General features: G+C 37.1%; 15 protein-coding genes. 10 read left to right on the forward strand and 5 right to left on the reverse strand.

Annotated features, from left to right (window positions below; translation table 11 throughout):
- The 3 genes from CALSC_RS24200 to CALSC_RS24210 all read right to left on the reverse strand — a co-directional run.
- A partial coding sequence (locus tag CALSC_RS24200) for an nSTAND1 domain-containing NTPase (protein ID WP_200817738.1) occupies positions 1–3,292 on the reverse strand: 3,292 nt, incomplete at its 3' end.
- Positions 3,289–4,611: an ATP-binding protein gene (locus tag CALSC_RS24205; protein ID WP_088243781.1), complete on the reverse strand. Its 1,323-nt coding sequence runs from the start codon at positions 4,609–4,611 to the stop codon at positions 3,289–3,291. The genes CALSC_RS24200 and CALSC_RS24205, both read right to left, overlap by 4 nt.
- Before the next feature lie 376 nt (positions 4,612–4,987).
- Positions 4,988–5,737, reverse strand: a complete 750-nt coding sequence (locus CALSC_RS24210; RefSeq protein ID WP_088243782.1) for a TerC family protein — start codon at positions 5,735–5,737, stop codon at positions 4,988–4,990.
- Between the two features lie 609 nt (positions 5,738–6,346).
- On the opposite strand from CALSC_RS24210, the gene ald reads away from it, so the two are divergent.
- On the forward strand, positions 6,347–7,438 hold the full coding sequence (ald, locus tag CALSC_RS24220) for an alanine dehydrogenase (protein ID WP_088243784.1): 1,092 nt from the start codon (positions 6,347–6,349) through the stop codon (positions 7,436–7,438).
- A 261-nt stretch (positions 7,439–7,699) separates the two neighbouring features.
- Here ald and CALSC_RS24225 read toward each other — a convergent pair whose 3' ends face one another.
- Both CALSC_RS24225 and CALSC_RS24230 read right to left on the reverse strand, forming a co-directional pair.
- Positions 7,700–8,461: a circadian clock KaiB family protein gene (locus CALSC_RS24225; RefSeq protein ID WP_088243785.1), complete on the reverse strand. Its 762-nt coding sequence runs from the start codon at positions 8,459–8,461 to the stop codon at positions 7,700–7,702.
- Positions 8,462–8,582: 121 nt separating this feature from the next.
- Entirely contained in the window at positions 8,583–9,935 is a 1,353-nt protein-coding gene (locus CALSC_RS24230) for a type IV pilus twitching motility protein PilT (protein ID WP_235006926.1), read from the reverse strand.
- Positions 9,936–11,812: 1,877 nt separating this feature from the next.
- On the opposite strand from CALSC_RS24230, the gene CALSC_RS24235 reads away from it, so the two are divergent.
- The 9 genes from CALSC_RS24235 to CALSC_RS24280 form a co-directional block, all read left to right on the forward strand.
- Positions 11,813–12,241, forward strand: a complete 429-nt coding sequence (locus CALSC_RS24235; RefSeq protein WP_088243786.1) for a hypothetical protein — start codon at positions 11,813–11,815, stop codon at positions 12,239–12,241.
- Positions 12,242–12,277: 36 nt separating this feature from the next.
- Positions 12,278–14,467, forward strand: coding sequence for a GumC family protein (locus tag CALSC_RS24240; RefSeq protein ID WP_088243787.1), 2,190 nt, complete (start codon positions 12,278–12,280; stop codon positions 14,465–14,467).
- 191 nt (positions 14,468–14,658) lie between these two features.
- Positions 14,659–16,473 (forward strand): ABC transporter ATP-binding protein, encoded by a 1,815-nt coding sequence (locus tag CALSC_RS24245; protein WP_088243788.1) that lies wholly within the window; start codon positions 14,659–14,661, stop codon positions 16,471–16,473.
- Between the two features lie 270 nt (positions 16,474–16,743).
- Entirely contained in the window at positions 16,744–17,715 is a 972-nt protein-coding gene (locus CALSC_RS24250) for a hypothetical protein (protein WP_088243789.1), read from the forward strand.
- A gap of 525 nt (positions 17,716–18,240) precedes the next feature.
- Positions 18,241–19,464, forward strand: coding sequence for an O-antigen ligase family protein (locus CALSC_RS24260; RefSeq protein WP_143288358.1), 1,224 nt, complete (start codon positions 18,241–18,243; stop codon positions 19,462–19,464).
- A gap of 674 nt (positions 19,465–20,138) precedes the next feature.
- Positions 20,139–21,341, forward strand: coding sequence for a glycosyltransferase (locus CALSC_RS24265; RefSeq protein WP_235006927.1), 1,203 nt, complete (start codon positions 20,139–20,141; stop codon positions 21,339–21,341).
- Between the two features lie 39 nt (positions 21,342–21,380).
- A complete protein-coding gene (locus CALSC_RS24270) occupies positions 21,381–22,220 on the forward strand; it encodes a glycosyltransferase family 2 protein (RefSeq protein WP_088243791.1) in 840 nt (279 codons plus the stop codon).
- A 130-nt stretch (positions 22,221–22,350) separates the two neighbouring features.
- The gene (locus CALSC_RS24275; protein WP_088243792.1) at positions 22,351–23,124 is read left to right on the forward strand and encodes a WecB/TagA/CpsF family glycosyltransferase; all 774 of its coding nucleotides are present in this window, start codon (positions 22,351–22,353) and stop codon (positions 23,122–23,124) included.
- Between the two features lie 384 nt (positions 23,125–23,508).
- Positions 23,509–24,342, forward strand: an 834-nt coding sequence (locus CALSC_RS24280) for a nodulation protein NodZ (protein ID WP_088243793.1), incomplete at its 3' end; no start/stop codon positions are given.

Genomic DNA, 24,342 nt, shown 5'->3' on the forward strand with positions numbered 1-24,342 from the left:
CTGGGGAGAAGCTGACGCTTATTATAACCTCACTGCTATGTCCTCTCAAAGTTTTGAGGAGTTTGCCATCAACACTCCACAATTTGATTGTGTTGTCCCAACTAGCAGAAGCAATGGTTTTGCCATCTGGGGAGAAGCTGACGCTTATAACCTCACTGCTATGTCCTCTCAAAGTTTTGAGAAGTTTGCCATCAACACTCCACAATTTGATGGTGTTGTCGAAACTAGCAGAAGCAATGGTTTTGCCATCTGGGGAGAAGCTAACGCTATAAACCTCACTGTTATGTCCTTTCAAGGTTTTCAGTTCAATATCTTTTACTCCATAAATGGCTTGGTGTAATGTTGTCACAACTTGGGTTCTGGTGTCTGGTTTAACCCAAAATTGGGGTGTGCGTTGTAATTTATCCCCCGCATTTAAACTTTCTATCAGTGCTTCTCTATCAAAATTTGCTGCCAAAGACTGTTCGCTTTCACTCCTCATCAGGTTGATTTCGGCATTAATACTATTTTTATATGACTCCACCCCAAATCCCACCGCGACTGCTGTTACCGCTACCAACCCCGCAGCAGCAATATAAGCATCTCGCAATTGCTTCCTTAAAACCCGAGTTAACTTTGCTTCCGCTTCCTGGCGTTGTTGTCTCTCCCGTTTCAGTTCCGCCAGTAATTCCGCACCCCGTTGCTGACGAATAAAAGCCACCAAATAATCATGCACCAATTGATAACAATCGGCAGGGGATTGGGGAATTAAAAATACTATCCCCGATGTGACTAAAATCTCTAAAACTAAATCTAATTTATCTACCTCCGCAGCCAAAGCCTCTGCCAATTCCGCCTTAGTTTTCAGGGGACGGGTATTGTTTTCATCGGTGAGTAAATATAAAACTAATTGCGCTACCCTTTCATTTTCTTCCCCGCAGTCTTGCACCACTGCTGTTAAAAATCGATCAACCAGTTTTTCTTTCGGCCCAGATTCCTGATACCCTGCCAGGGTGGTAATTTTCTCCGTTTCCAATTGCGTCCCCACCACCTGCAACTCAATGGGACGCACTTCCCCCACATCTCCCGCCAAATCCCGCACCAACTCATCAATCAACGCGGGTTCTAAAGCAGCAGAATTTTCCGTGAGGCTATAGATAACTGTTTTCGCCTCCTCTGGGGAAAAATTACCAAAATAGTAGCGAATATCTTTGTTGAGAATATCATTATTTGTCGCCTGTAAATTACTCAAGCGATCGCATTCCAATAAATAATGTAAATAATCTGACCGTAGGGATAAAATTACTTTCACATAGGGAATATCTATACTATCTAAACATTGGTGTAAAAATTCCCAAAACTCTCGCCTATCCCCTGGTTGGGGACAGTTAAAGAAAAACTCCTCAAATTGGTCAAATATGAGAATTGTCAACAAATTTTTAGCTGCATTGTGGCGTAACTGTGCCAGTATTTCCCCTAATAAATCATCTCCTGTGGTAGAGACAAGCTGATTCCTGACTTCCCCCAGCCAATCTGTATAAACCCTCACCACCACTGGTAAAGGTTGACGACCCTCCATCATGGTAATTTGCTGCAAAGCAGGTACTAAACCCGCCATTAATAGAGAGCTTTTCCCCACCCCCGAAGGCCCGTGAATGACAATCAATTTATGATCGGCACGGCTGAGGCGTTCAACTAAACGCTCCACATCTCTCTGTCGTCCAGAAGCCTTGATTTCTTGGGCAATATCCCCTGTGGTCATCTCCCCTCCCGGCTCCCGAAAATCCAATCCTACTGATGCAAGTGGCACCAAAGCCGGGTGAATAACTGGTCGTTGCGATCGCAATCTACCGGCACCAATAAAAGCCCGCAAGCCATATTGTTGCTCTACTGCAAACTTTTCTTGCTTCATATGAAAGGCTTGCAGATATTCACTTAACTGAAAGTATAAATTTTGCAGAGATTCTAAAATCCGGATATAAAGCTGGGGATAATAATCTGGTATGGTTGCTTGTTTAGCTATTGTTAATTTTTCCAGTGCTGATGGTATTTGCTCGAGATGCTGCTGGGCTTGGGAGATTAAAAACAAGTACCAGCTCTGATAAATTTTAGTTAATAATACATGGCGATTTGCGATCGCATTGACACCATTTTCATTTTCTTGTATTAATCTTTGATTAATATCTAAGGCAATTTCCCCATATTCCTTGGCTTGATGCCAATTTTCCCTTCCTAAAGCCACCTCAGCCAAAAACCCATAGGCATAGGCCAACCTGGTATTATTTGCATATGTTTGGTGTAACTCAATAGCTCGGTGAGCAACCTGCTCCAACTTATCCCACTGTCGCAGTTGCAAAAGGGTTTCCCCCAAAGAACTAATAAACTGAGCGACTAAATCTAAGGAATTGATCTGCTCTAATATATCTACACATTGCTGATAATAATCCCGCGCTTGAGTACAAGCCTCTTCATAGTCCCCACGATGCTGTACCGCATACCTGCGCCACCATAACCCCAAATGGAAGAGAATACAGGCTCGCCTTTCTTCTCTCCCTCTTTCACTCCTTCCCTCTAACTCTCCTACCTGCCAAAATGATAAACTTTCCTCCCATAATTGACGGGCTCGCACCATATCATGATTAATATAGCTATCCCGTCCTAAAATAAATTTCACCGATGCTTGCAACTCTGGTTGATGACAGCCACGATTTTCTAATTCCCTAACTGCTGTCTCTATTTCCCAAGGTTTACCAATATCTGTGGGGGAAATAAATACATTAGTACTATTTGCAAAAATTCCATTAAATACCCGTTCTGTTTGCTGGTGGAGAAATTCAATTAACTCATCAGTGGCGATCACAAATTGAATTGGTGCCCCGGCATAACTATAACAATCTGGTGCTAACCTGACAAATTTTTGCAGCACAAAATCATTAATCCATAATACCAAGGGGAAGGGGAAAGTCTGAGAGAAATCATCCCGCACCTGGTTCATGGAAATTAACAAATCATCCAGCGACCTTACCAACTCAAAACCAGATACTATGACTACATCCGGTGGTGGAGAACCTATTTCCCCTTGCAACGTTGTATAAAGATTGGTTGCAGAACTACCCAGACTCACTTCTTGAACCTGCAATCCCGAACCCTGTTGTCGCAACTGTGATGATATCTGCGGTTTAATAACATCATAGTTGCAACGAACCACAATCAGGGAGAATCTTCCCAGAGAAAGCCTAATTGCTCGCACTAGTTTAGCAAGCGATCGCTGGTTTTGCATGGGAATATCTGACTGGTGGTTCGACTCACTCATGGCTGAAATTCCTTTGTTTCCCCTAAAACTGGATTAATCGCAAACCAGCGTCCCTGCTTGTCGTGATATTCAAATACAAACAGGCTGCGAAGTAAAGTTTGGTAATTTGCTTCACCAGTAACCCGTTGTGTACGAGTAACTTCTTGTAGTAACTCCCATTCATCATTTGTAATTGCCGTAACTAAACTTTCTCGGTAATCACGGATAGCATCTTCCAGACATTCCCTTGATATAGGCGGGTCTTGAGATTGCAGACAACTGTATAGTATCCCCAACAAGTTCCTAACATGACCACCACTGATACTGCATAATCTATCTAAGGTTGCAGTATTATCAAATACCTCTGCAATTAAATTCAAACGTTGCTCCGGCTCCACAGTGGGAAAAGCTCTAGCCAACACCATCTGTCTTAATTGTGCCATACCTTGCTGATGTTCCCTGCCATTCCGGAACCGTACTGGTACCATCGGCAAGACTTTTGGTGCAACCCCACCCCCCAGGCGATTTTTCAACGCCTCCACCTCATTAGAAAACATCAACACCAAAGGAATGGTATATACTAAATGGCAATTGAGCTTACGTAACTGTTCACCTCGATCCACAAACAAATATTCAGGTTGCGATCGCTCAGTGGTTCTTGCCCTAGGATCGACCCGATCCAAATTATCCACAATCACCACCAGTCCTTTCTTTCCTCTCTTGGCTAACTCCTGCTTGCCAAGCTCCAGAACTTCTTCATTAATCCACTGTAAAATATTGTTAGTTTGCGGTTCCAAATACTGCCTTAACTTACTTCTCAGATTGGGACTATCCTTGGTTTTAGCGGTAATCTTAGCAATCTTCAAAGGTAAGGAAATCTCAGCTTCAGCCTTTACCTCTATAGGTGTCTGTAAAAAATCGATAATTTCATTCAGTAATTTTCCCAAATACCCTGGTCTCAGCTTAATCCCAACATCTGCTAAACTTTCACTTACCTGACGGGTAATAGCCAGCATGATATCAGTCACATCCACATCAGCCATATCCAAATCTTGGGTAGACTCAAAATAAACCACATGAAAACCTTGTCGTTTGACCTCCGCTTCCAGTCTTCTTAATTCAGTAGATTTACCACAACCAATGTGTCCTGTAAACAACTGACAGGTAGGCTTATGGGGCGATAGCCTAGTAATAGTTCGTTGTAATTGGTCAATGACATTAGCTCCTCGCACGGAAGCAAAATCGATGTAATATCGCCTATCTAACAGATTATCGAATATTAAAGTTCTACTGGGGTCACAATTGTTAAAAAATTCCTGTAAATCCAGCTTGGGCTTCATTTTAATTTGTAATTTTTAACACTTACCAGTATAGCGCTACGCGCAAGATAATAAGTTTACTGATCATAGGTTTGGTGCTTCAACAATGTCTTAACGTGTATGCGTAGTGCTATAAAAAACTTTAACAAAATTTCCCTACTCATGACCTGCCAAAATATGGTGTTAAGCAGGGGGCAGGGGGCAGGGAGCAGGGGGGGAAGAATATTCTACTTAGGTAATTGGCGGTGCAAATTATTTTTCATCGGGACTGCCTCCTAACTTGAAAATAGGGGTTAGGTGATAGGGAAGAAGTATTTTCATCCTTGATGGTGAAATTTTTTCATCTGGACTGCCTTATTCAATTAATCTACAAATAAATTATAAATCTTCCCTACCTCTAAACTCCTTCTTTTGACTTTTGACTCTTGATATCCGGTTCAGATAGGACTAACTCTACCTCTTCAGGAGGATTACGCTTAGAAAATCCCCAGGCTAGTATAAGAGCGATCGCTGTAATCATAATCCATTGTGGGGGAACAAATGTATTATTTACAACCTTGAGTAATAATCGCAAACCCACAAAAGATACAGTGATATAACCTGCATCCTCCAGATTCTCAAACTCATCTAACCAACGGATAAATAAACCAGCCATAAACCGCAGAGTCAAAACACCAATAGTAGTCCCAGCAATTACTAACCATTTTTCATCGGAAACAGCCACCGCAGTGGTGACACTATCCAAAGAAAATGCTAAATCGGTCAGGGCAATTACTGGTATTACCTGTAACAATGATGTAAAGCGAGGTCCATGATGGTGATGTCCGTCAGTTTCGTTTTCCTCTGAGGTAAAATGTTGAAACACCAGCCATAATAGGTAAGCCGCTCCCAGTAAATCGAATTGCCAGAACTTTTCTACCCAAGTAGCAGTCAGCAGAAGAGAAATCCGGAATACATAGGCAACTACCAAACCTAAATTAAGTGCTTGTTCTTCTAATTTTTTGTCATCTAATCCTTGAGCGATCGCAGCCAGAGCGATCGCATTATCAGCAGAAAGTACTGCTTCCAAGAAAATCAAAATCAGCAGTACTATAGGAGCTTCAATACTAAGTTGAAAATTCAGGTACTCGAAAATGTTATCTAGCATTCAGGTTTCTCAAGGAATGCACACTGAAGTTAACAGGTACAGAAAATTTTATCTAAAAAAAGCAAGAAATTGCTATTCTTATCTAGCTTAACCTGTTGCTAGGCAATTCTGTGGATACTTTGACTTTGTTTATATTAGACTTCTTGCAGAAGAGTAGGGTGGGCAGTGCCCATCCTACTGGTGAAATTATTTTCATTAATCACCCAATCCACTGATCATATCTAAATTTGTTAAGTTTTCTAGAAAAATCCGGAGTTTATGATTGCTGATTTGAAGCCACATATACCAGCTACGAAGAGGCTGGGGAGCAGTGAGCAGGGAGCAGGGGAAGAGGGAAAGAGGGAAAGAGGGAAAGAGGGAAAGATAAAAAATCTTAACTCCCAACCACCAACTAACAACTAACAACCACCAACCACCAACCATCCCTCCATCCCTCCATCACTCTCCTACTCCCCACACTCACTCCCCTAACCCCTAACACCTAACCCCTATTTTTCGTGAAGACATTGTGTTGTTGATTTATTGGCTTTGGATACACATGAAACTGACAGAGCATAAATAAATTGACACACTAAAGCTACATATATAACAACAAAGTAGAGGAACTATATGGAAATTGGTATTCCTAAAGAAACAAAAGATTTGGAATTTCGGGTTGGGTTAAGTCCTTCTAGCGTCAGGGTGCTCAAGGAAAACGGTCATAAAATCTTTGTTGAAACCCAAGCTGGTAATGGTGCTGGTTTTACAGATGATGATTATCAGAATGCAGGAGCGAAAATTGTCCCTACGACGGAAGCCGCTTGGGAGCGTGATTTAATCATCAAAGTCAAAGAACCATTAGTAAATGAGTATAAATATCTGCAAAAAGAACAAATATTATTTACTTATTTACACTTAGCAGCGGATCGAAAATTAACCGAGCATTTAATTGATTGTGGGGTAACAGCGATCGCTTACGAAACGGTGGAGCAACCAGGAGCGAATAAATTACCATTGCTGACCCCCATGAGTATTATTGCTGGGCGTTTGTCAGTGCAATTTGGAGCTAGATTCCTAGAACGCCAGCAAGGGGGAAAGGGCGTACTTTTGGGCGGTGTTCCAGGAGTCAGACCTGGTCAAGTCACAATTTTAGGTGGTGGAGTTGTGGGAACGGAAGCCGCTAAAATTGCCGTGGGAATGGGTGCTGCTGTGCAAATTTTAGATGTGAATGTAGAGCGGCTAGCATATTTAGAAACTCTTTTTGGCTCTAGGGTAGAACTAATTTACAGCAACTCTGCTCATATAGAAACCAGTGTCAAGGCAGCAGATTTAGTCATTGGTGCGGTGTTAGTAACGGGACGTAGAGCACCCATATTAGTATCCCGTGAACTAGTTAAACAAATGTGTCCTGGTTCAGTAATTGTGGATGTAGCTGTAGATCAAGGAGGCTGTATCGAAACATTGCGCCCCACTTCCCATACAAATCCTACCTACATTGAAGAAGGGGTAGTACATTATGGCGTTCCCAACATGCCAGGAGCTGTACCTTGGACAGCAACCCAAGCATTAAATAACAGTACCTTACCCTATGTAATCCAGCTAGCTAACCAAGGCATGGAAGCACTGGAGAACAACCCTCCATTAGCCAAGGGTTTAAATGTCAATAATCATTGCTTAATTCATCCTGCGGTGCAGCAAGTGTTTCCCGATCTAGTTAACTAGAACAGTTGAGGTAGTGAGGTGATGATGAGATGAGGGGATGATAAGGGACTTCCAAATAAAACAATAATCAATCATTTGGAATGCAGGGGAGCAGGGAGCAGGTAAGCCACTGCGTTGCGCGGGTTCCCCGAGTTGTAGCAAGTGGCGCAACCCGAAGGGGAGCAGGGGGAGTGAAACAAGTAGTTCAAGTCCAGAAATTGGGTAATTTATTTTTTGGTGTTCCCTAAAAACCTCTCTTGTCAAATTCTTTACCTCACTCTATTACTCTTGGATTCCCAGAAATTGCAGAAGTTTTTCTGCATTATCAAAATGACCAACAATTCGTCGTACCGGATGAGGCCAAACTTTGACTAAATTAGGAGTAGCAGATATGTTATTGGCTTCAGCCTGCTCTGGATGAGTTAGAACATCAATCACTTTCAGGGTGTAAGGTTGACCCAAATGTTTTTCCAACAGTTCATGTAAATTTTGTAAAATACGCTCTGTACTAGCACTATTTCCGGCTACAAACAAACGTAATATATACCCTTGAGTTTTTGCAGATTGTTTCTGTAAAGTATTTATCGGTGGATAGTACAAAGATTCTGGTTCAGATCGTTCTATGGGTATAATTAAGTCATGATCTTCCCAGAGTTGGGGAAAGGAAGAACGATAGGTTGTTAATACCATGCGATCGCATAATCCTTCCTGCCAAGGTGCTGGTTGCCATACTAACTCCCCAGTGCCGAAAATCGCGTTTAATACAGCCTGATGCCTGAAAACCCCTGGATAAGCTTCGGCAAAAGTACGTATTTTTTGAGTATGGGGATCTAACCAATGATCTATGGTTGCTGTATAGCAAGGGACTAAAAAATGGGGTGGTTCTGGTAAGTCCAGAATTTCTTGTAAGGTGGCACACAAATGAAAATGCCATCGACCCTGTTTACTAGGATCGATGCAATAAACAATATCTCCGCCAGGGGTAAATAAAGCAATGCCTTTAAATAACTGGGGTAGGGTAGATTTATTTGGATCTAAACGCACAAAATTAACTCAAAATCAAAGAAAGAAGGTAAAAATATTATTCACCTTCTTTCTTTTACCTTACTTAGGGAAAATAAAAAATACATTATCCACAAAAAGCTTGGAGCCATCTACTATTTATTTACACTCGTCCTCGTAAGAATTGAGCCATTTCGTTAGGAGTTGGTGACATTTCCAAAGCAGTTTCTTCTGTAATGCGCCCTTCTTGATAGAGATTGAACAAGGATTGATTCATGGTAATCATGCCGTCAAAACTGGCTTGCTTCATCAATTCACCAATTTCATCATACTTACCATCCTTAATCCATTCTGTAATCGCATCTGTGTTAATGAGAATATCGTGAAAAGCAGCTCTTTTCCCATCTGTAGTTTTACATAAACCTTGAGCAATAACTGCCACTAAAGATTCAGAAACTGCCACCCGCATGGCATCCTGTTCTTCTCCTGAATAAAGGTTGAGGATCCGCTCAATAGTTTTCACAGCACTATTGGTATGCAGGGTTCCCATGACTAAGTGACCTGTTTGTGCGGCTTTAAGAGCAGTATTCACCGTTTCTTTATCCCGCATTTCCCCCACTAGAATCAAATCAGGGTCTTCTCGCAAAGCTGCTTTTAAAGCATTCTCAAACTTCCGGGTATGCATTCCCACTTCCCGTTGTTTCACCAACGACTTTTGACTTTTGTGAACAAATTCAACGGGGTCTTCAATAGTGATGATATGCTTAGGCATCTCCTTATTGATATAGTCAATCATTGCTGCCATAGTTGTCGATTTACCAGAACCAGTGGGACCCGTTACCAAAACTAATCCTTTGTGGTGATGACAAATATCCCTAAAAATAGGAGGTAATCTCAATTGGTCAATGGTCAAAATTTTCAGAGGAATTAATCGCAACACCATAGAGTAGCCTTTGAGAGTATCAAAGATATTGATTCGTACCCTAGCAAAATCAAATTGAGTTGCACCATCAAAATCCTGATGCTCCCGAAAGTCCTTTATTTCAGATTCACTCAATACCTCGTGCAACCAGCCAATAAAAGTTTCTTGATCTGTTTCTGGGTAATCTGTTGTTTCTATTTCCCCTCGATTACGGAAGCGAGGTACTTCACCCACACCTAAGTGAATATCAGAATACCCCTTATCATAAGCATGTTTTATTAATTGCTCAAAAGTGGGGTGCAAACTTTTACTTTTCACATTCGCCACTTGAGGAATAGGAGGTGAAGCATTGGGACGATGGGTATTAGAAGGTGGAGGAACGTTAATTTTATCGTTCTTATTCTCCCCTACCCATTCATTTTTAGAATACTTGTCATCAAGAGCTGGAGGGGTATTGTTCTGAGAAATACTATCTTTCTTCGCCATATCTGCTTTGTCTTGTGATTGGCGTAGGGTCACACCTGCCATATTTGGTGGTGGTGGTGGTGCAACAGGGACTCGAATGGAATTTGATGAATTTGATGATTCGTTCATAATTTTTTGAATAGGAATTTATTTATGTGAGTAATGAAAAATGATTAGGAAAGTATGTTAAAACTTCAGAAGCTGGAAGTATATGTATCTTTTTAGTTAGTTTATAAAGTGATAAATATAGCTAAAAAAGCTACACTACTTGATATTAAATGGTCTAACACACTAAGCCTCTCCAAGACATCTCGAATATATACTGATATAAAGTGTGATTTTTAATTCTATTGGTCAGCAATATTTGAAACCCTTGTAAAATTCCTTTTTAGGAGTGTGAGTATTGGGGGTTTCAGACTTTTGACTTTTTACGGGAAGTCCTAACACATCTGTATCGGTTGAGGGGTATAACCAATCATGCCCATTTATATCATGTCCGGTTAAAGACTTATCGTTAGGACTGCAAAGGGGCAGGGGGCAGGGAGCAGGGGGAGAAAGAGTTTTGGTGATTTTTGCATAGATGGTAATATCATAAGTAATCAGGCGGACATGATATTACCAAGTATTTCAGTGCGTTTTAACGTACTTAGTTTATTAGCCCGCAATTCATTGCAGCGCGGTCTTGAGGGTCTCCCCCATGAGCGACTGCATAAAGAAAGGAATTATTGCGCCTTGTACTTATGCATCGCGGCACAATTATTTTTAATTTTTCCACAAATAAATTTGAGGGCTTGTATCCTTTTCTTTTTCGGTCAGCTCCCAAGGAAGCTAATTGATGTCACCTCAACGCCATCAACCAAAAACATTATTGTCTCTAGCAGCAAAATAAGTTGGGCAAACCGTGGGTATTAGTAGATTTGATGGATGTATCTCAAAGAACACAATATGAACTGCTATGACTGCTATGTAGGTCAAATTTGATCTTTGATTATTGGAGTCTATTGATGTATGGTAGGATACGCGATAGGATTTCGCTTGTTTGGTTAATTAAGTGCAAAACAATACTTGTTCAAGTCAGTAAAAACCGATGAGATGTTCTGAATCTATGGATTCTTGCTCCTAACTAAAGTTGTATAGTTATTTTTTTGCCCAAAGTCACTATACGCACATACACTATATACTATTTATAAAATATCCATCAACCTTAAGTAAAGAAATTGTAAATATCTAAAATATAGTGTATATTATGTATAGTAGTTTAGTAATATAAATTACACAGATATTACAGCCATAAATTATGAACTGTGCTCATGTGTGATACTTAGAAGAAGTTTACAAAGACTTTGCTAGGTTACTAAGCTTCTGCTACCGGGTGTATTTAATCATAATTATTGTCAGTATTATCGATTGACACAAGAGATTTGCCAGGGTTTTTTCTCACCAAGTTATCAACACATCTACTGTAAAGCCGGATTTCATATAGAAAAATTTATTTATTTATCAAATAAGTCTGATAATTTTTTCTATATTTAGAAGTAGGTTTCAATCATAATTAACTTTGAGGCTAACATTTAATAACCTCAAAAACTGGCTGAAAAACAATTTATGAACTAACTAACAGTAGTCAGGAACTAGCAAAATTACCACTCGTCTTTATTCCTTGTAAATATTATCTCTAAACTAATGGATTTAAGCAAGTAAGAAGATTTAAAGAACTAGTTCATTGAGATTACATAGTTTTAATATGTTTTTCCTTACTCTATGTTGTGTAATTACAGCCATGCGAACCATAAATCTGATTAACTGACTTAAGTTGATTTAAATTAAATATTTAACTTTTGATTGATTTTATGGAGTAGGGCTTCGATGGTTCACTGGATCTCAGTCCCTCCACACTAACCTTCTTGATTCCTCTTGAATTAATTTTGAGGAGATAGGTGAGTCTGGAAAATAGACTATTGGGGCTAGGTCTTTAACCTTGACTTAACCAAGAAAGGAGGTAAAAATTGCGGAAAAGATGTGACAGAAATCGGAAACGTTCTAAGCGACGAGCAATATATTGTCCGATTCACAAGTGCTATATCGATAGTGTTAGTCAAAAATATCAACTATTTGCAGATAATGTCCAACAACTACGACAGCGTGGTATGGGTCGCCAGAATGCTCATATTTTAGTAGCAGCTAAGACAACAGTCTCTCTTAAAGGTGAATGGTTGGAAGCATTTTGGTGCGATCGCTGTCAAAAAACGGAATGGTACTATGTCAAAAGAACTGGCGAACGTACTTATAATTTGTCTGTAGCACCTTCTAGACTTTGGCAACAAGTCACAGGCACAATCGATCCTAGAGGCAATCCGTCCGTGGGAGAATTTACTCGCAAACAATCAAAAAGGCTGAATTACAACAGCAGCAAATCCTTCCATTTTTACGACTAAGTTATTTGTATAGAAAACCAGCTGGAATACCCGATCATGATGGATTATAAAGAGCATTTTGAAGAAATTGATTTTCACAAATACTGGCTTGTCCTTCAACGTCGTTGGCTACCAGCAACAGGGGTTTTTAGCCTGGTTGTTGGCTTTTCATCTTTCTTGGCATTTTCTGCTAAACCTACTTATAAAGCAGAAAGTAACATATTAGTTGAGACAAATAAAACTGCTTCTTTGACAGGTTTAGAGGATTCTAGAGGAAAACTAGAGCCTTTAGCTAGAGAGAATACTCCCTTAGACACTCAGGCTAAAATTGTTACATCTGTTCCGGTTATTGAGGAAACCATTAAATCTCTTGAGCTTAAGGATGAAGAAGGTGAATTGTTAAAAATCCGGGACTTCTTGGAAGAACTCAAGGTTTTACCGATCGCCGGTACAGATATTATTGAAATTTCTTATACTGACAAAGAGCCAGAGTTAGCGGCAAAAGTTGTTAATAAACTTGTGCAAGTATATATTAAAAACAATATTGAGGCTAATCGTGCCCAAGCTGCCTCAACTCGCAAGTTTATACGCCAACAGTTACCCAGTACAGAAACTGCTGTAATCAGAGCAGAATCAGCACTGCGTAGATTTAAGGAAAAATATAAAGTTATTTCTTTAAAAGAAGAAGCATCAGCATCAGTGCTAGCGATCGCTAAAATAGAAGAGCTACTGACTGAAACTCAAGCTAACTTATTTGATATAGATGCTAGGGCACAAAAATTACAACAAGAGATAAATATTGATTCTGAAAAAGCGGTTGCATTTGCTTCCTTGAGCCAAACTCCAGGAATACAAAATGTCCTAGAAGAACTTCAGCAAGCTGAAAGTAAACTTGCTGTGGAACAGACAAAATTACAACCTACGCACCCCACCGTTGTTAATTTGCAAGAACAAGCTACTGCTCTTAGAGGTTTGCTTGAGCAACGGACACAACAAATCAATGGTAATAATCAACCAGTAAAACCAGGAAATTTACAGATTAGGGAGTTGCAACAAGCCCTGATTGGAGATATGGTTCGGATTCAAGCAGAGCGTCTTGGTTTAGAAAAACGTATGGCTGCACTAACCCAAAGTAGGCTAGCTTACAAACAGAGAGCAAATATTCTTCCTCGATTAGAGCAGGCTCATAGAGAACTAGAGCGAAAATTGGAGGCTGCTCAAACTACCTATGAAACTCTATTGACTAGATTGCAAGAAATAAATGTAGCCGAAAATCAAAATATTGGCAATGCTCGTATTGTTTCTCCAGCTTTAGTACCAGATGAGCCTGTTCCTGCTAATAAGAAGCTGGTTATAGGTGGTGGAGCGTTTGCTGGTGCTTTATTAGCTATAACATTAGCCTTCCTGTTAGATTTGACCGACAGATCCTTAAAGACTGTAAAAGAAGCCAGGGAATTGTTCCAGTATACATTACTAGCAGTAATTCCGGCATTGGGTAGTTATGGAAAGAACAAAGTTTCTGCAAAAATAGAGGGTGTATCTATTCCGAAAATCATAGGTAGAGATTTACCACAATTTCCCGTAGGTGATATATATCAAATATTGCAAGCAAATCTGAAATTTCTTTCTGATACGCCACTGCAATCGATCGTGGTTACTAGCTCTGTCCCTAGAGAAGGGAAATCTTCTATTTCCGCTAATTTAGCTACAGCCATGGCGCAAGTTGGTCGTCGAGTACTATTAGTTGATGCAGATATGCGTCGTCCTACTCAGCATCATATCTGGCAGCTAACCAATGCTGTGGGTTTAAGCAATTTGATTGTCGATCAACTCAGTTTGGATACCACTGTGCAGGAAGTTATGCCCAATCTCCATGTTTTGACCTCTGGGGTGATACCACCGAATCCTGTATCTTTATTAGATTCTCAGAGAATGTCTGCATTAATTGATACTTTTAACACAGAGTATGATATAGTAATTTTTGATACTCCTCCTTTAGCCGGAACAGCAGATGCTGGAGTCTTGGGTAAGCTAGCTGATGGAATACTAATGGTGGTTCGCCCAGGAGTAGCGGACTGGAATAGTAGTAATGCAGCGAAGGAATTCTTGAATCAGTCAGGTCAGAACGTGTTAGGTATGGTAGTGAATGACGTGAATGTAAAACGCGAACCGGAGGGATATTTTTATTACAATGAGGAGTCAGCAGAAGGAAGTAAAGAGTCTCAACGTTCTGTAGTTGTGAAATAATATCCATTATGGGAGGGAAGTATTAGTAAGGCAATTTGCCTGATATCAAATCGCCTTGCTAACACCCATATATATGTAAACCATGTAGGAATATGATATGTCATGTCTCATCTACAGGATCTGTTGATATCAGGATTTTTGTGTAACGGTATTAGCCTCTCAATCAACTTAAAAGGTAAATAGCAGGTTTCATGCTCAAATATTTCTCAAAAGTTTGGTACATTTTAAAAGGCTCAAGAAAAAGACTTCCTTTGTTAATCTTGACATTTGCTCTATCATCCATATTAGAAGCTATAGGTATCGGGTTTATAGGAGCATTCTTAAATTTAGCCTCTAACCCAAAATCTATACATAAAATTCCTTTCTTAGATTGGTTTTATATGCAGTTGGGTCTAGAATCTACTAGCCAGTTTATTTCTGTATTAGGTCTAATAATCGCTGGTGTATTTTGTATAAAATCCTTATTATACTTTCTTGCTCGAAGCTACATGATCAAATTCAGCTTTGACCAAGAAGCAAAATTAGCCTCAAGATTAATTCGTGCTTATTTAACCGTTCCCTATACATTTTATCTGCGCAAAAATACGGCTGCTTTAATTAAAAATATTACTCATGAAACCATGAGAATTAATCATGATTGTTTACAGCCAAGTTTAACTATAATTGCTAATAGTATTGTTGTTTCTGCGCTTCTATTTATACTTGCTAGAACTGATTTAATTCTTCTATTAATGATAGTATTAATTATTTTACCTACATTTTTAATGTTCTATCAATTGAAAAATAAATTCAAAAGATGGGGTAAAGAATTATCTGAATCTAATCAGGAAATAATTCGTGTTGTTAACCATAGTCTAGGGAGTTTAAAAGAAACCCGTGTGATTGGCTGTGAAGCTTATTTTCAGGATCAGATGGAACACCAAGCTCAAAGGTACTCCACTGCAGGTACTAGAACTGATAGCTCCGGCATTCTGCCACGTATTATAATTGAGGCATCTTTAATTGTATTTGTACTTCTTTTTATATCTGTCTCCCAACTCTTATTTAATCAGAGCTTTCAAGATATTACTTCGGTCATGGCTGTTTTTTCATTAGCTTCAGTACGTTTGATACCTGCAGTTAGTCATACGATACAAGCAATGAGTAAGTTACAAAATAGTAGCTATTCTGTTAATGTTATTTATTCAGATTTAAAAGAAATCGAAAAAGAAGAATATGTTAAAAATATAGTGTTTCAATCCAATTCAATAAGAACTGATTCTTCTAGCATCAACTATGCTAAAAAGCAACCTATTTCTTTTGAGAACCAAATTAAAATTAGAGATATTATTTATTCCTATCCTTATACTTCAGAGCCTGTACTCAATAAAATTTGTTTGACAATTAAAAAGGGTCAATCTATTGGCTTAATTGGCAAATCTGGAGCAGGAAAGACAACATTAGTAGATGTTATTTTAGGTCTTTTATATCCTGAAGGTGGAGAAATTATGGTTGATAATGTCTCTATATATAAAGATATTCGTTCCTGGCAAAATCTCATAGGCTATATTCCTCAGTCTATTTTTCTGATGGATGACACCGTTGAGAAAAATATTGCTTTCGGGGTTCCAGATCATCTAATTGATGGGGAAAAATTGAATAATGCCATCAAATCTGCTCAGCTTGAGGAACTAGTTGAGCAACTCCCCAATGGAATTAAGACTTCGGTGGGTGAACGAGGAGTACGTCTATCCGGTGGACAACGTCAACGGATAGGAATTGCTCGCGCGCTCTATCACGAAAGAGAAATTCTAGTGCTCGATGAGGCTACTTCTGCACTAGATAATGAAACAGAGGGTCTTCTGAATGAAGCGATTAAATCTCTAGCTGGTAAAAAAACTTTGATTATTATCACTCATCGTCTTTCTACTATTGAGCATTGCGATAATGTTTATTTGTTAGAGAAAGGTCGTGTAAGCAAATCAGGTAGTTATCAAGAAGTTGTTATGGGAAACTTAAGCGTTTAAAGATATAACAAAGATGGATAAAAAATAAAAGTAGGTTTTTATCTCCAAAATTAAGGACATTCTAATATCGATCTAAGTGCGATATCCGGAACAAGTAAATCCTGGTATTAGCGGTACAGATAAAACCTTTGTTATCGAAATGTATTCTTATTATGCCAGGTTAAGCTACAAAAAAATCTGGATCATGGATTAAATTACACTTTGCTGCCAATATACCTAAGCTCAATCTAAAATACAAAAAATATCGTATATTTTGGAAATTTAATTATTATGACATACGCTGTAAAAAATATTAGAAAAGTTATTAGAAATAACATGCCATTGGTTATCAAGAACTCTCATGTTTTTTCCAAATGGGTAACAATGAGAGTGAAAAATATAAGAAATACATATAGATTAAAAAATTTAGACTTGTATAATCATATTTTACCTCCTGAAGATGGAAACTTATTAATTTCTAACAGAATAGCTGATGATCAACCTCTGATGATTTCTCGTTTTGGTAATGTAGAATCGGTCTGTGTTTTTGACTATCTTGCTGGTAATTATAGTGAAGAAACTATTAAAAGTATGATTACAAATGCTGGTTTCTTCCCATCAAAACAAGAATATTTAGATAAATATAGTCAACTTTTTTTAGAATCGTCTAAATCCATAGATGTACTGGGGGTTTGGTTCAATTATGGAGAAGCAGAAGTTATCAGAAATTCTTGTCCCCAAGCTTCTTTGGTTGATTTAGATACCCTTGAGCCTTATTATCATGATAACCCCTGGAGTCTTAACCTTAAATCTAAGAAAATTTTAGTTATTCATCCTTTCGCAAATACTATTTTAGAGCAATATAATAATCATAGGCAATTTCTATTTCAAGATGAGAATATTCTTCCTCAATTTGAGTTAAGCACCATGAAAGCGGTTCAATCTATAGGAGGAACTCAAACAGAGTTTAGTTCTTGGTTTGATGCTTATTTTTGGATGTGTGAAAAAATCAAACAATATGATTTTGATATTGCAATTATAGGATGTGGTGCTTATGGCTTACCCTTGGCAGCCTATGTTAAATCTCTGGGTAAAAAAGCCATTCACCTTGGAGGTGTTACTCAGATTCTTTTTGGCATTAAAGGACAGAGATGGGATAGTCGTCCTTTTTTCCAATCTTTGTATAATGAATATTGGGTAAGACCTAAGCCTGAGGAAACTCCACAAGATTATAAGCAGATTGAGAATGGTTGTTATTGGTAGAATTACGTGAACTATAGATCATCTGATTAATTTATTGAATAGCATTGATGGACTTTTGCCTGCTGGCTCCAAAAATGATCGCCTGTGATGCTCCCTGCGTTGCTTTCAATATTGGCGGTATGCCGGATATGATTGAATTTTATAAAAATGGCTATTGAGAGCTGAATCCTATCAAATTGAAGATTTAACTCAAGGAATAGCCTGGGTACTAGAAAACGAAGAGCAGCATCAAAAATTATCACACCAGACTCGAGAAAAAGTAGAACAATAATTTACCTTAGATATCCAAGCATGTCGCTACTTTTATCTGTTCACAAAAATTTTTCAGAAAGGCAATCCCTAAAAAAAACAAAGTAGTTTTATACCAGAAGATGTGTATGAAAAAAATTCCTCTAAAACCAGATCAATAAACAAGTTTGAGCAGTTTGGCAAATATTTTGAAGAATAGAAGCATAAAAATTGAACACTCTATTAATTGGACGTTTGGGAAACAGACTGGAACTGGTAATAGTAATTTTATTACTTTTGAGTATTGAAATTAGTATTTTAGACTTAGGAGCCCTAGGACAACTTATAGTCCTTGCTAATTATGTAATTATTCCTTGCTTAACTATAAGATTAATTCTTATTAATAGTCAGCGAAAAAGACTAATTTATGTTATTACTAGAGACATTCCTCTGATCCTCTTAGTTAGTATTACTATATTCTCATTATTCTGGTCTGCTTCTCCATTGATTACCTTCGATTACCTTAAGAGGTTATTGCTTAATACTCTTTTTGGGGTCTACTTAGCTACGCGCTACAATCCTAGAGAACAAATGTACATATTAACCTGGATGATTGCTATAGCAGCAGTTCTTAGTTTATTAGGTGGACTAACTTTTAATCAGACAGAGTTTTGGAGAGGAGTCTATACCTATAAACAAACTTTGGGTACGGGAATGGCCGTAGGAGCAATAGCTTTTTTACTTACAACCTTCGATAGCCGAAGATATCGTTGGATTACCTTGGCTGGATTTTTCCTGACGGTTGTTCTTCTTTTGCTTAGTCGAAGTAAATTAGCTTTATCAGGCTTTCTAATCAGTATGAGCTTAATGCCCATTTATAAGCTTGTAAAGCAGCACTATAAACTTCGCACATTCCTGTTTACAATTATGTTAATACTGGGATTATTAGCTACCATACTAGTTTTTAATAATCTGGAAACTATAGTAGTTGATGGGATGGGGAAAAATCTTGAATTTAACGGACGCACCCCAATATGGCAAAATGCTATTGAACAGGGTTTAAAGCGACCTTGGTTAGGCTACGGATATCATGGATTTTGGACCTCTCCTGAAGGCGTTGAAGCTATGAAAGGAACATGGCTGTTTGATATTTATTCAAAAGTTAGAGTAACCACTGGCACTTCATTTAAGCCAATTGCTCATAATGGTTTTATAGACATATTTCTACAATTAGGTTTATTAGGCTTATCAGTAATTATAATCAGTTGCTTAATATTTTTTTTCAGGGTATTTTATTTGATATTCAAAACTAAAAAAATAGAATATTTTTGGATGTTTCAAATGTTAGTATTAGCCTTGTTTATACAGGTTGGTGAAGGAAGCATTATACCAGGATTAACTAACTTATGGATATTTTATGTATCAATGTCCCTTTCGTCTGCTGTTGAATACCGTCATCTGAAAAAAATTAACGCACTAAACAAGTCAACACAAAAAATTCAAGTTATTTCATTGCATTAGCGAAGCTTTTCTGAAAGAGGTATAGAATTAACTGCAACGTAGACATGAAATAGCTTTCCGTAGAAGAAAACTCTGACAAGGCTATTTCCGAAAATATAGTTATACTGTCTATTGGCAATTTTGTTTCGTTCATCGAGTATTGTGAGAATGGGTTTTTGATATCATTCATATTTGCAATCTACTAGACTTACTTTTTTAACTGTTGGATGATTTAAATCATTACATGGCAATAAGGTAATTTTCAATCATTACGACTTTAGTCCTGATATATATACCTAAATATAAGCTTAAGGATATCCAATTGATGCCAATTGGTAATATTTTGACTGCAGAAAAACTGGAATTCAAAGAAACAGGCGAGGGGCAATTGACTATACAAATTGGACTGTTATGAATTTATTCATAGTGACTTTATTTTAAGGTAAAGAGGTTAAAAAATCATAATATCGTTGTTCTAATTAATTTCTGTAGTAGGAGATTTTTGCGGATATTGTTGCTAGGGAATAAGATAATCCCAATACGAAATATATGTTTTTGATTTGAAATGACTATAATTATCATGTCTGCATGATAAATGTTTTTATCACTTCATCATATTTTGTATATACTTTTACTACTATTTTGAATAAAGAAATAAAAAAATAATTTTACATTTCATAAAAATAATGAAAACAATGAAAGTAGCAGAAAAAACTAATATGAATATTTTGTTTTTAACAACTATCATTCTCAGTAAACACTGTAATGGAGGTGAAGTTGCATCACAATGTTTTATTGATTCTCTCAGACAAAGTGGACATAATATTTCAGTTGTAGGATACCTCCGAAAAGGGGATATACTAGAGTATAAAAAACAAAAAACCTTAATAGTCGATGAACGGTACACAGAAACTAGTAAGTCAAAATATTATTCTCTTATTTGGCTGGCTTTAAGCTTTTTTAAAAGTCTTCCATACTCCTCTGCAAAATATTACTCTCTTGCCTATATCAATTTAGTCAAAAAGCTACTTACTACTGAAAAATATGACATTATTATCATCGATCATGCTCAGCTAGCATGGATAGAAAATTTTATTCCCGATAAAAGTAAATTGATTTTTATTGCTCATAATATTGAGCATCAAATATACAAAGAACACTTCAAAAAAACAGGTAACTTTGTATTAAATCTAATTTATCGGCGTGAAGCTACTTTAATTAGAGTTTTAGAGGAACATTTGTTGAAGGTAGCTCAACAAATTTGGACACTTACTGAACATGATAGTAAATACTTTGATAGACTTGGGAAATTAGGTAAAACTAAAACATTTGCTATACCACCTAATTTGACACAATCACAAGATAAAACCATTACTAAGTGCTTCGATATAGGTCTGTTAGGTAGTTGGTCATGGAAGGCAAATATAGAAGCACTGCAATGGTTTCTCGAAGTAGTTTATCCTTATTTGCCTACTTACTTGTCAATTCATATTGCAGGTAAAGGTGCCGATTGGCTAGATAGTAAATACTCAAATGTGACCTATCGGGGTGTTGTGCCTGATGCTCAAGAGTTTATGGCTCAAGCAAAGGTTGTTGCTATTCCTACTCTTAGTGGGAGTGGTATACAAATTAAAACTTTAGATGCTATTGCTTCAGGGTCTCTAATCGTAGCTACTCCCATAGCTATGCGAGGAATTTCTGACCCACCACCAACAATTACAGTAACTGAAAATCCAGAGAAGTTTGCCCAACATCTAGTTTCAGCAACTAAATTGTCATTGACTCATCAATATTGTGATGATGCAAAACATTGGTATTGTACCCGAAGAAATCAGTTCCACAATGACATAAATGATGCCATTACAAAAATGTCATTTCTTGAAAATAGTCTAGTTTAAGGCATCTCCTAATGACCAGAATATGAGCAAAATAAGATAATGAAGATATCAATCGTTACACCTGTATATAATGCAGTTAATACCATTGAAAAGACAATACAGAGTGTGATTAATCAAAATCATGATTCTGAATTAGAATATATTGTAATTGATGGTGGATCTAATGATGGAACTATCGAAATAATTAACCGATATTTAGATAAGATAGATATCTTTATTTCGGAGAAAGATAGAGGCACATATGATGCCATGAATAAAGGAATAACTCATGCTAAAGGTGACATAATAGGTATTATTAATGCAGATGATTGGTATAATGATGGAGCATTAAAAATTGTAGAAAATATATTTGCAAAAAAAACAGATATTTCCATCATTTACTCTCCAATTGATAACTATAGTGATGGTAAGTATTTGAGTACTTTTATCCCTGGAGATTTGGATAATTTGGTATTCAAATTTACCCTTAATCATCCGAGCTGTTTTGTTAGAGCTTCAGTCTACGAAAGTATAGGAATGTTTGATTTAAGTTATTCCATTGCCGCTGACTACGACTTCATTTTTCGAGCTTACACATCTGGATATAATTTTCTTTGCGTTAATACCACTCTTGCTTCTTATTCCCTTGATGGAATCAGTGGCCAAAGAAAAAACAGATTGAAAATGATTAAGGAAGGTTGGCGAGTAGCTGCTAATTTTGTTGAACAAAAGCCAGGGAATTTAAAGATTAAGCATCGTATATTCTATATGAACTTGGTGCTGAAAGAATTTTTAATTTCTCCAATTAAAAGTTTTGATCCGTTAATTATTATGAAAATAAAATCTTATTTGAGGCGATATCTCGGTACATTTAGTTCAGATAAATATGGAGCTTGGTAATAATCAATTAGTATCGAAAATAAGATTTATTAACCTAGAAATCATTGTTGTTTACGTCTAAAGCACAGATTTTTTGTTTTAATTTCAGCTTGATCGAAGAGAAAATTATCAATCATTAGTGAGAGTTTATATGACAGATACTATTAGTTTCAAAAAATTTGATGAGGTTTCTTTACTTAAAACTAGATTTCATAAAATCAGAGCTCAGGAACTAATAAATTATATTATTCAGGCTGCAAAAATCAACAAAAAAACAGTTATAGGTAATGTAAATATTCGGTCAATGAACTTCGCTTATGAACTGCCTTGGTATAAAGACTTCCTCAATCAATCCGACTTAGTATTTTGTGATGGCTTTGGAGTTCTCCTAGGAGCTAAAATCTGTGGTTGTTCTGTTAATTCATCTCATCGTATGACCTGCCCAGATTATATAGAGGATTTGGCATTAGCTTGTGAACGGGAAAATATTTCTTTATATTTGTTAGCAGGTAAAACACGTACTGTAGATAAAGCAATTACTAAGCTCAAGGCTATTGCACCAAACTTAAAAATAAAAGGACATCATGGCTATTTTGATAAGTCTGGTGAAGAAAATGAGTATGTGATTAATGAAATCAATAACTTTAAACCAGGTGTTTTGTATGTCGGCTTTGGTATGCCATTACAAGAACGCTGGATTCTCAATAATTTAAACAAAATTGATGCAAAAGTATTTTTGCCCTTGGGAGCCTGTCTTGATTTTTATACTGATACAGTATACAGGGGACCTCGCTGGATGACAAACTATGGTTTGGAATGGTTCACAAGATTAATCACAGAACCTCAACGTCTTTGGGAACGCTATATAGTTGGAAATCCACTATTTTTGTATCGTATTTTGCGGGAAAAGTTAAGAAAAATTTGAATCTAGTTGTTAAGCTGTTGTGCATTTTTAATGTACGACAGTAATGCAAAATGAACAAGAATTTTAGCCATTAACTAATACCAAATTAACGAAGGAAGAAGGATAATTGGTGGGGATTTAAACCCCCACCAATTGTAGACCACCAAATTTTCAATTTTGGTGGGGGACTTAAAGCTTCGGCTTCGCTCAGCTTTAACCCAAAAGCTCGAAGGGAAGCAAGAGGAAAGTACTTTGTTTTAAGAATATGAAACTCTACCTTCTTCCCTCTGACTTATGACTTCTCGCGTAGCGAGTTAATATGCAAATTAAATGTTTAGTAGCTGATATAGTTCCAAATTAAACTAATAATTTATTTTTTAATAAAAATTTACTAGGAGTTTTTCAATGACTAAGAATAAGTTTCTTTTGATTAAATCACAAGCTGGAATGGGTAACAGAATACTTAACCTCTTAGGCTCTATCCTATATTCTCAGATCACACAGAGAACAATAATTGTTGATTGGAGTGATGAGGTGTATTCAGATGATTACTCAAATGTTTTTCCACAATTATTTACACTTAAGAATATTGATCAAGAGACAGAAATACCTGATACTGATTCAGTCTTTCCTTATATTTGGAAAACAAACTTGCACAAAACTATTGGTGCAACTTTAAGAGAAAATAATCTTCCTAATGAGGGTTGGTTTACTAGAAATCCTGTTACTTGGTCTGTGTCTAGAGTGAAATTTTCATGTACCAATCGTCAAGAAGATGTGTTGGTTAATTGGTCTTACTTTTCAGATATTAATCAAATGAGAAAATCACTTATAGGTGAATTTAAATCATTTTCATATTTAGATGAAAAAACTATCCAAAAGCATATTTGCAAAAAACATTTGTTCGTTGACAAAGAAGTAGTAAAAAGAGTGGATTATTTCAAGAATAAATATTTTAATCAGAAAAATATAGGTGTACATATTCGTTGTACAGATCGGCGTAATCCTTTTGATAAATATCTAGAAATTATCGATAATATTGTACGCAATGATTCAGAGATATGTATATTCTTAGCAACAGATAATTATCATGTCCAAAATCACTTGAAAAAAATATATGGGGAGAGAGTTGTTTTCCAACAAAAATGGTTTCCAAAGACGGATTCTACTATTGATAGGCTTCATTTTAATCCAGATTGTCCAGATAAATTGGAAAATGCATTTCAAGCATTAGTACTG

The sequence above is a fragment of the Calothrix rhizosoleniae SC01 genome (assembly GCF_900185595.1).
GTDB lineage: Bacteria > Cyanobacteriota > Cyanobacteriia > Cyanobacteriales > Nostocaceae > Calothrix_A > Calothrix_A rhizosoleniae.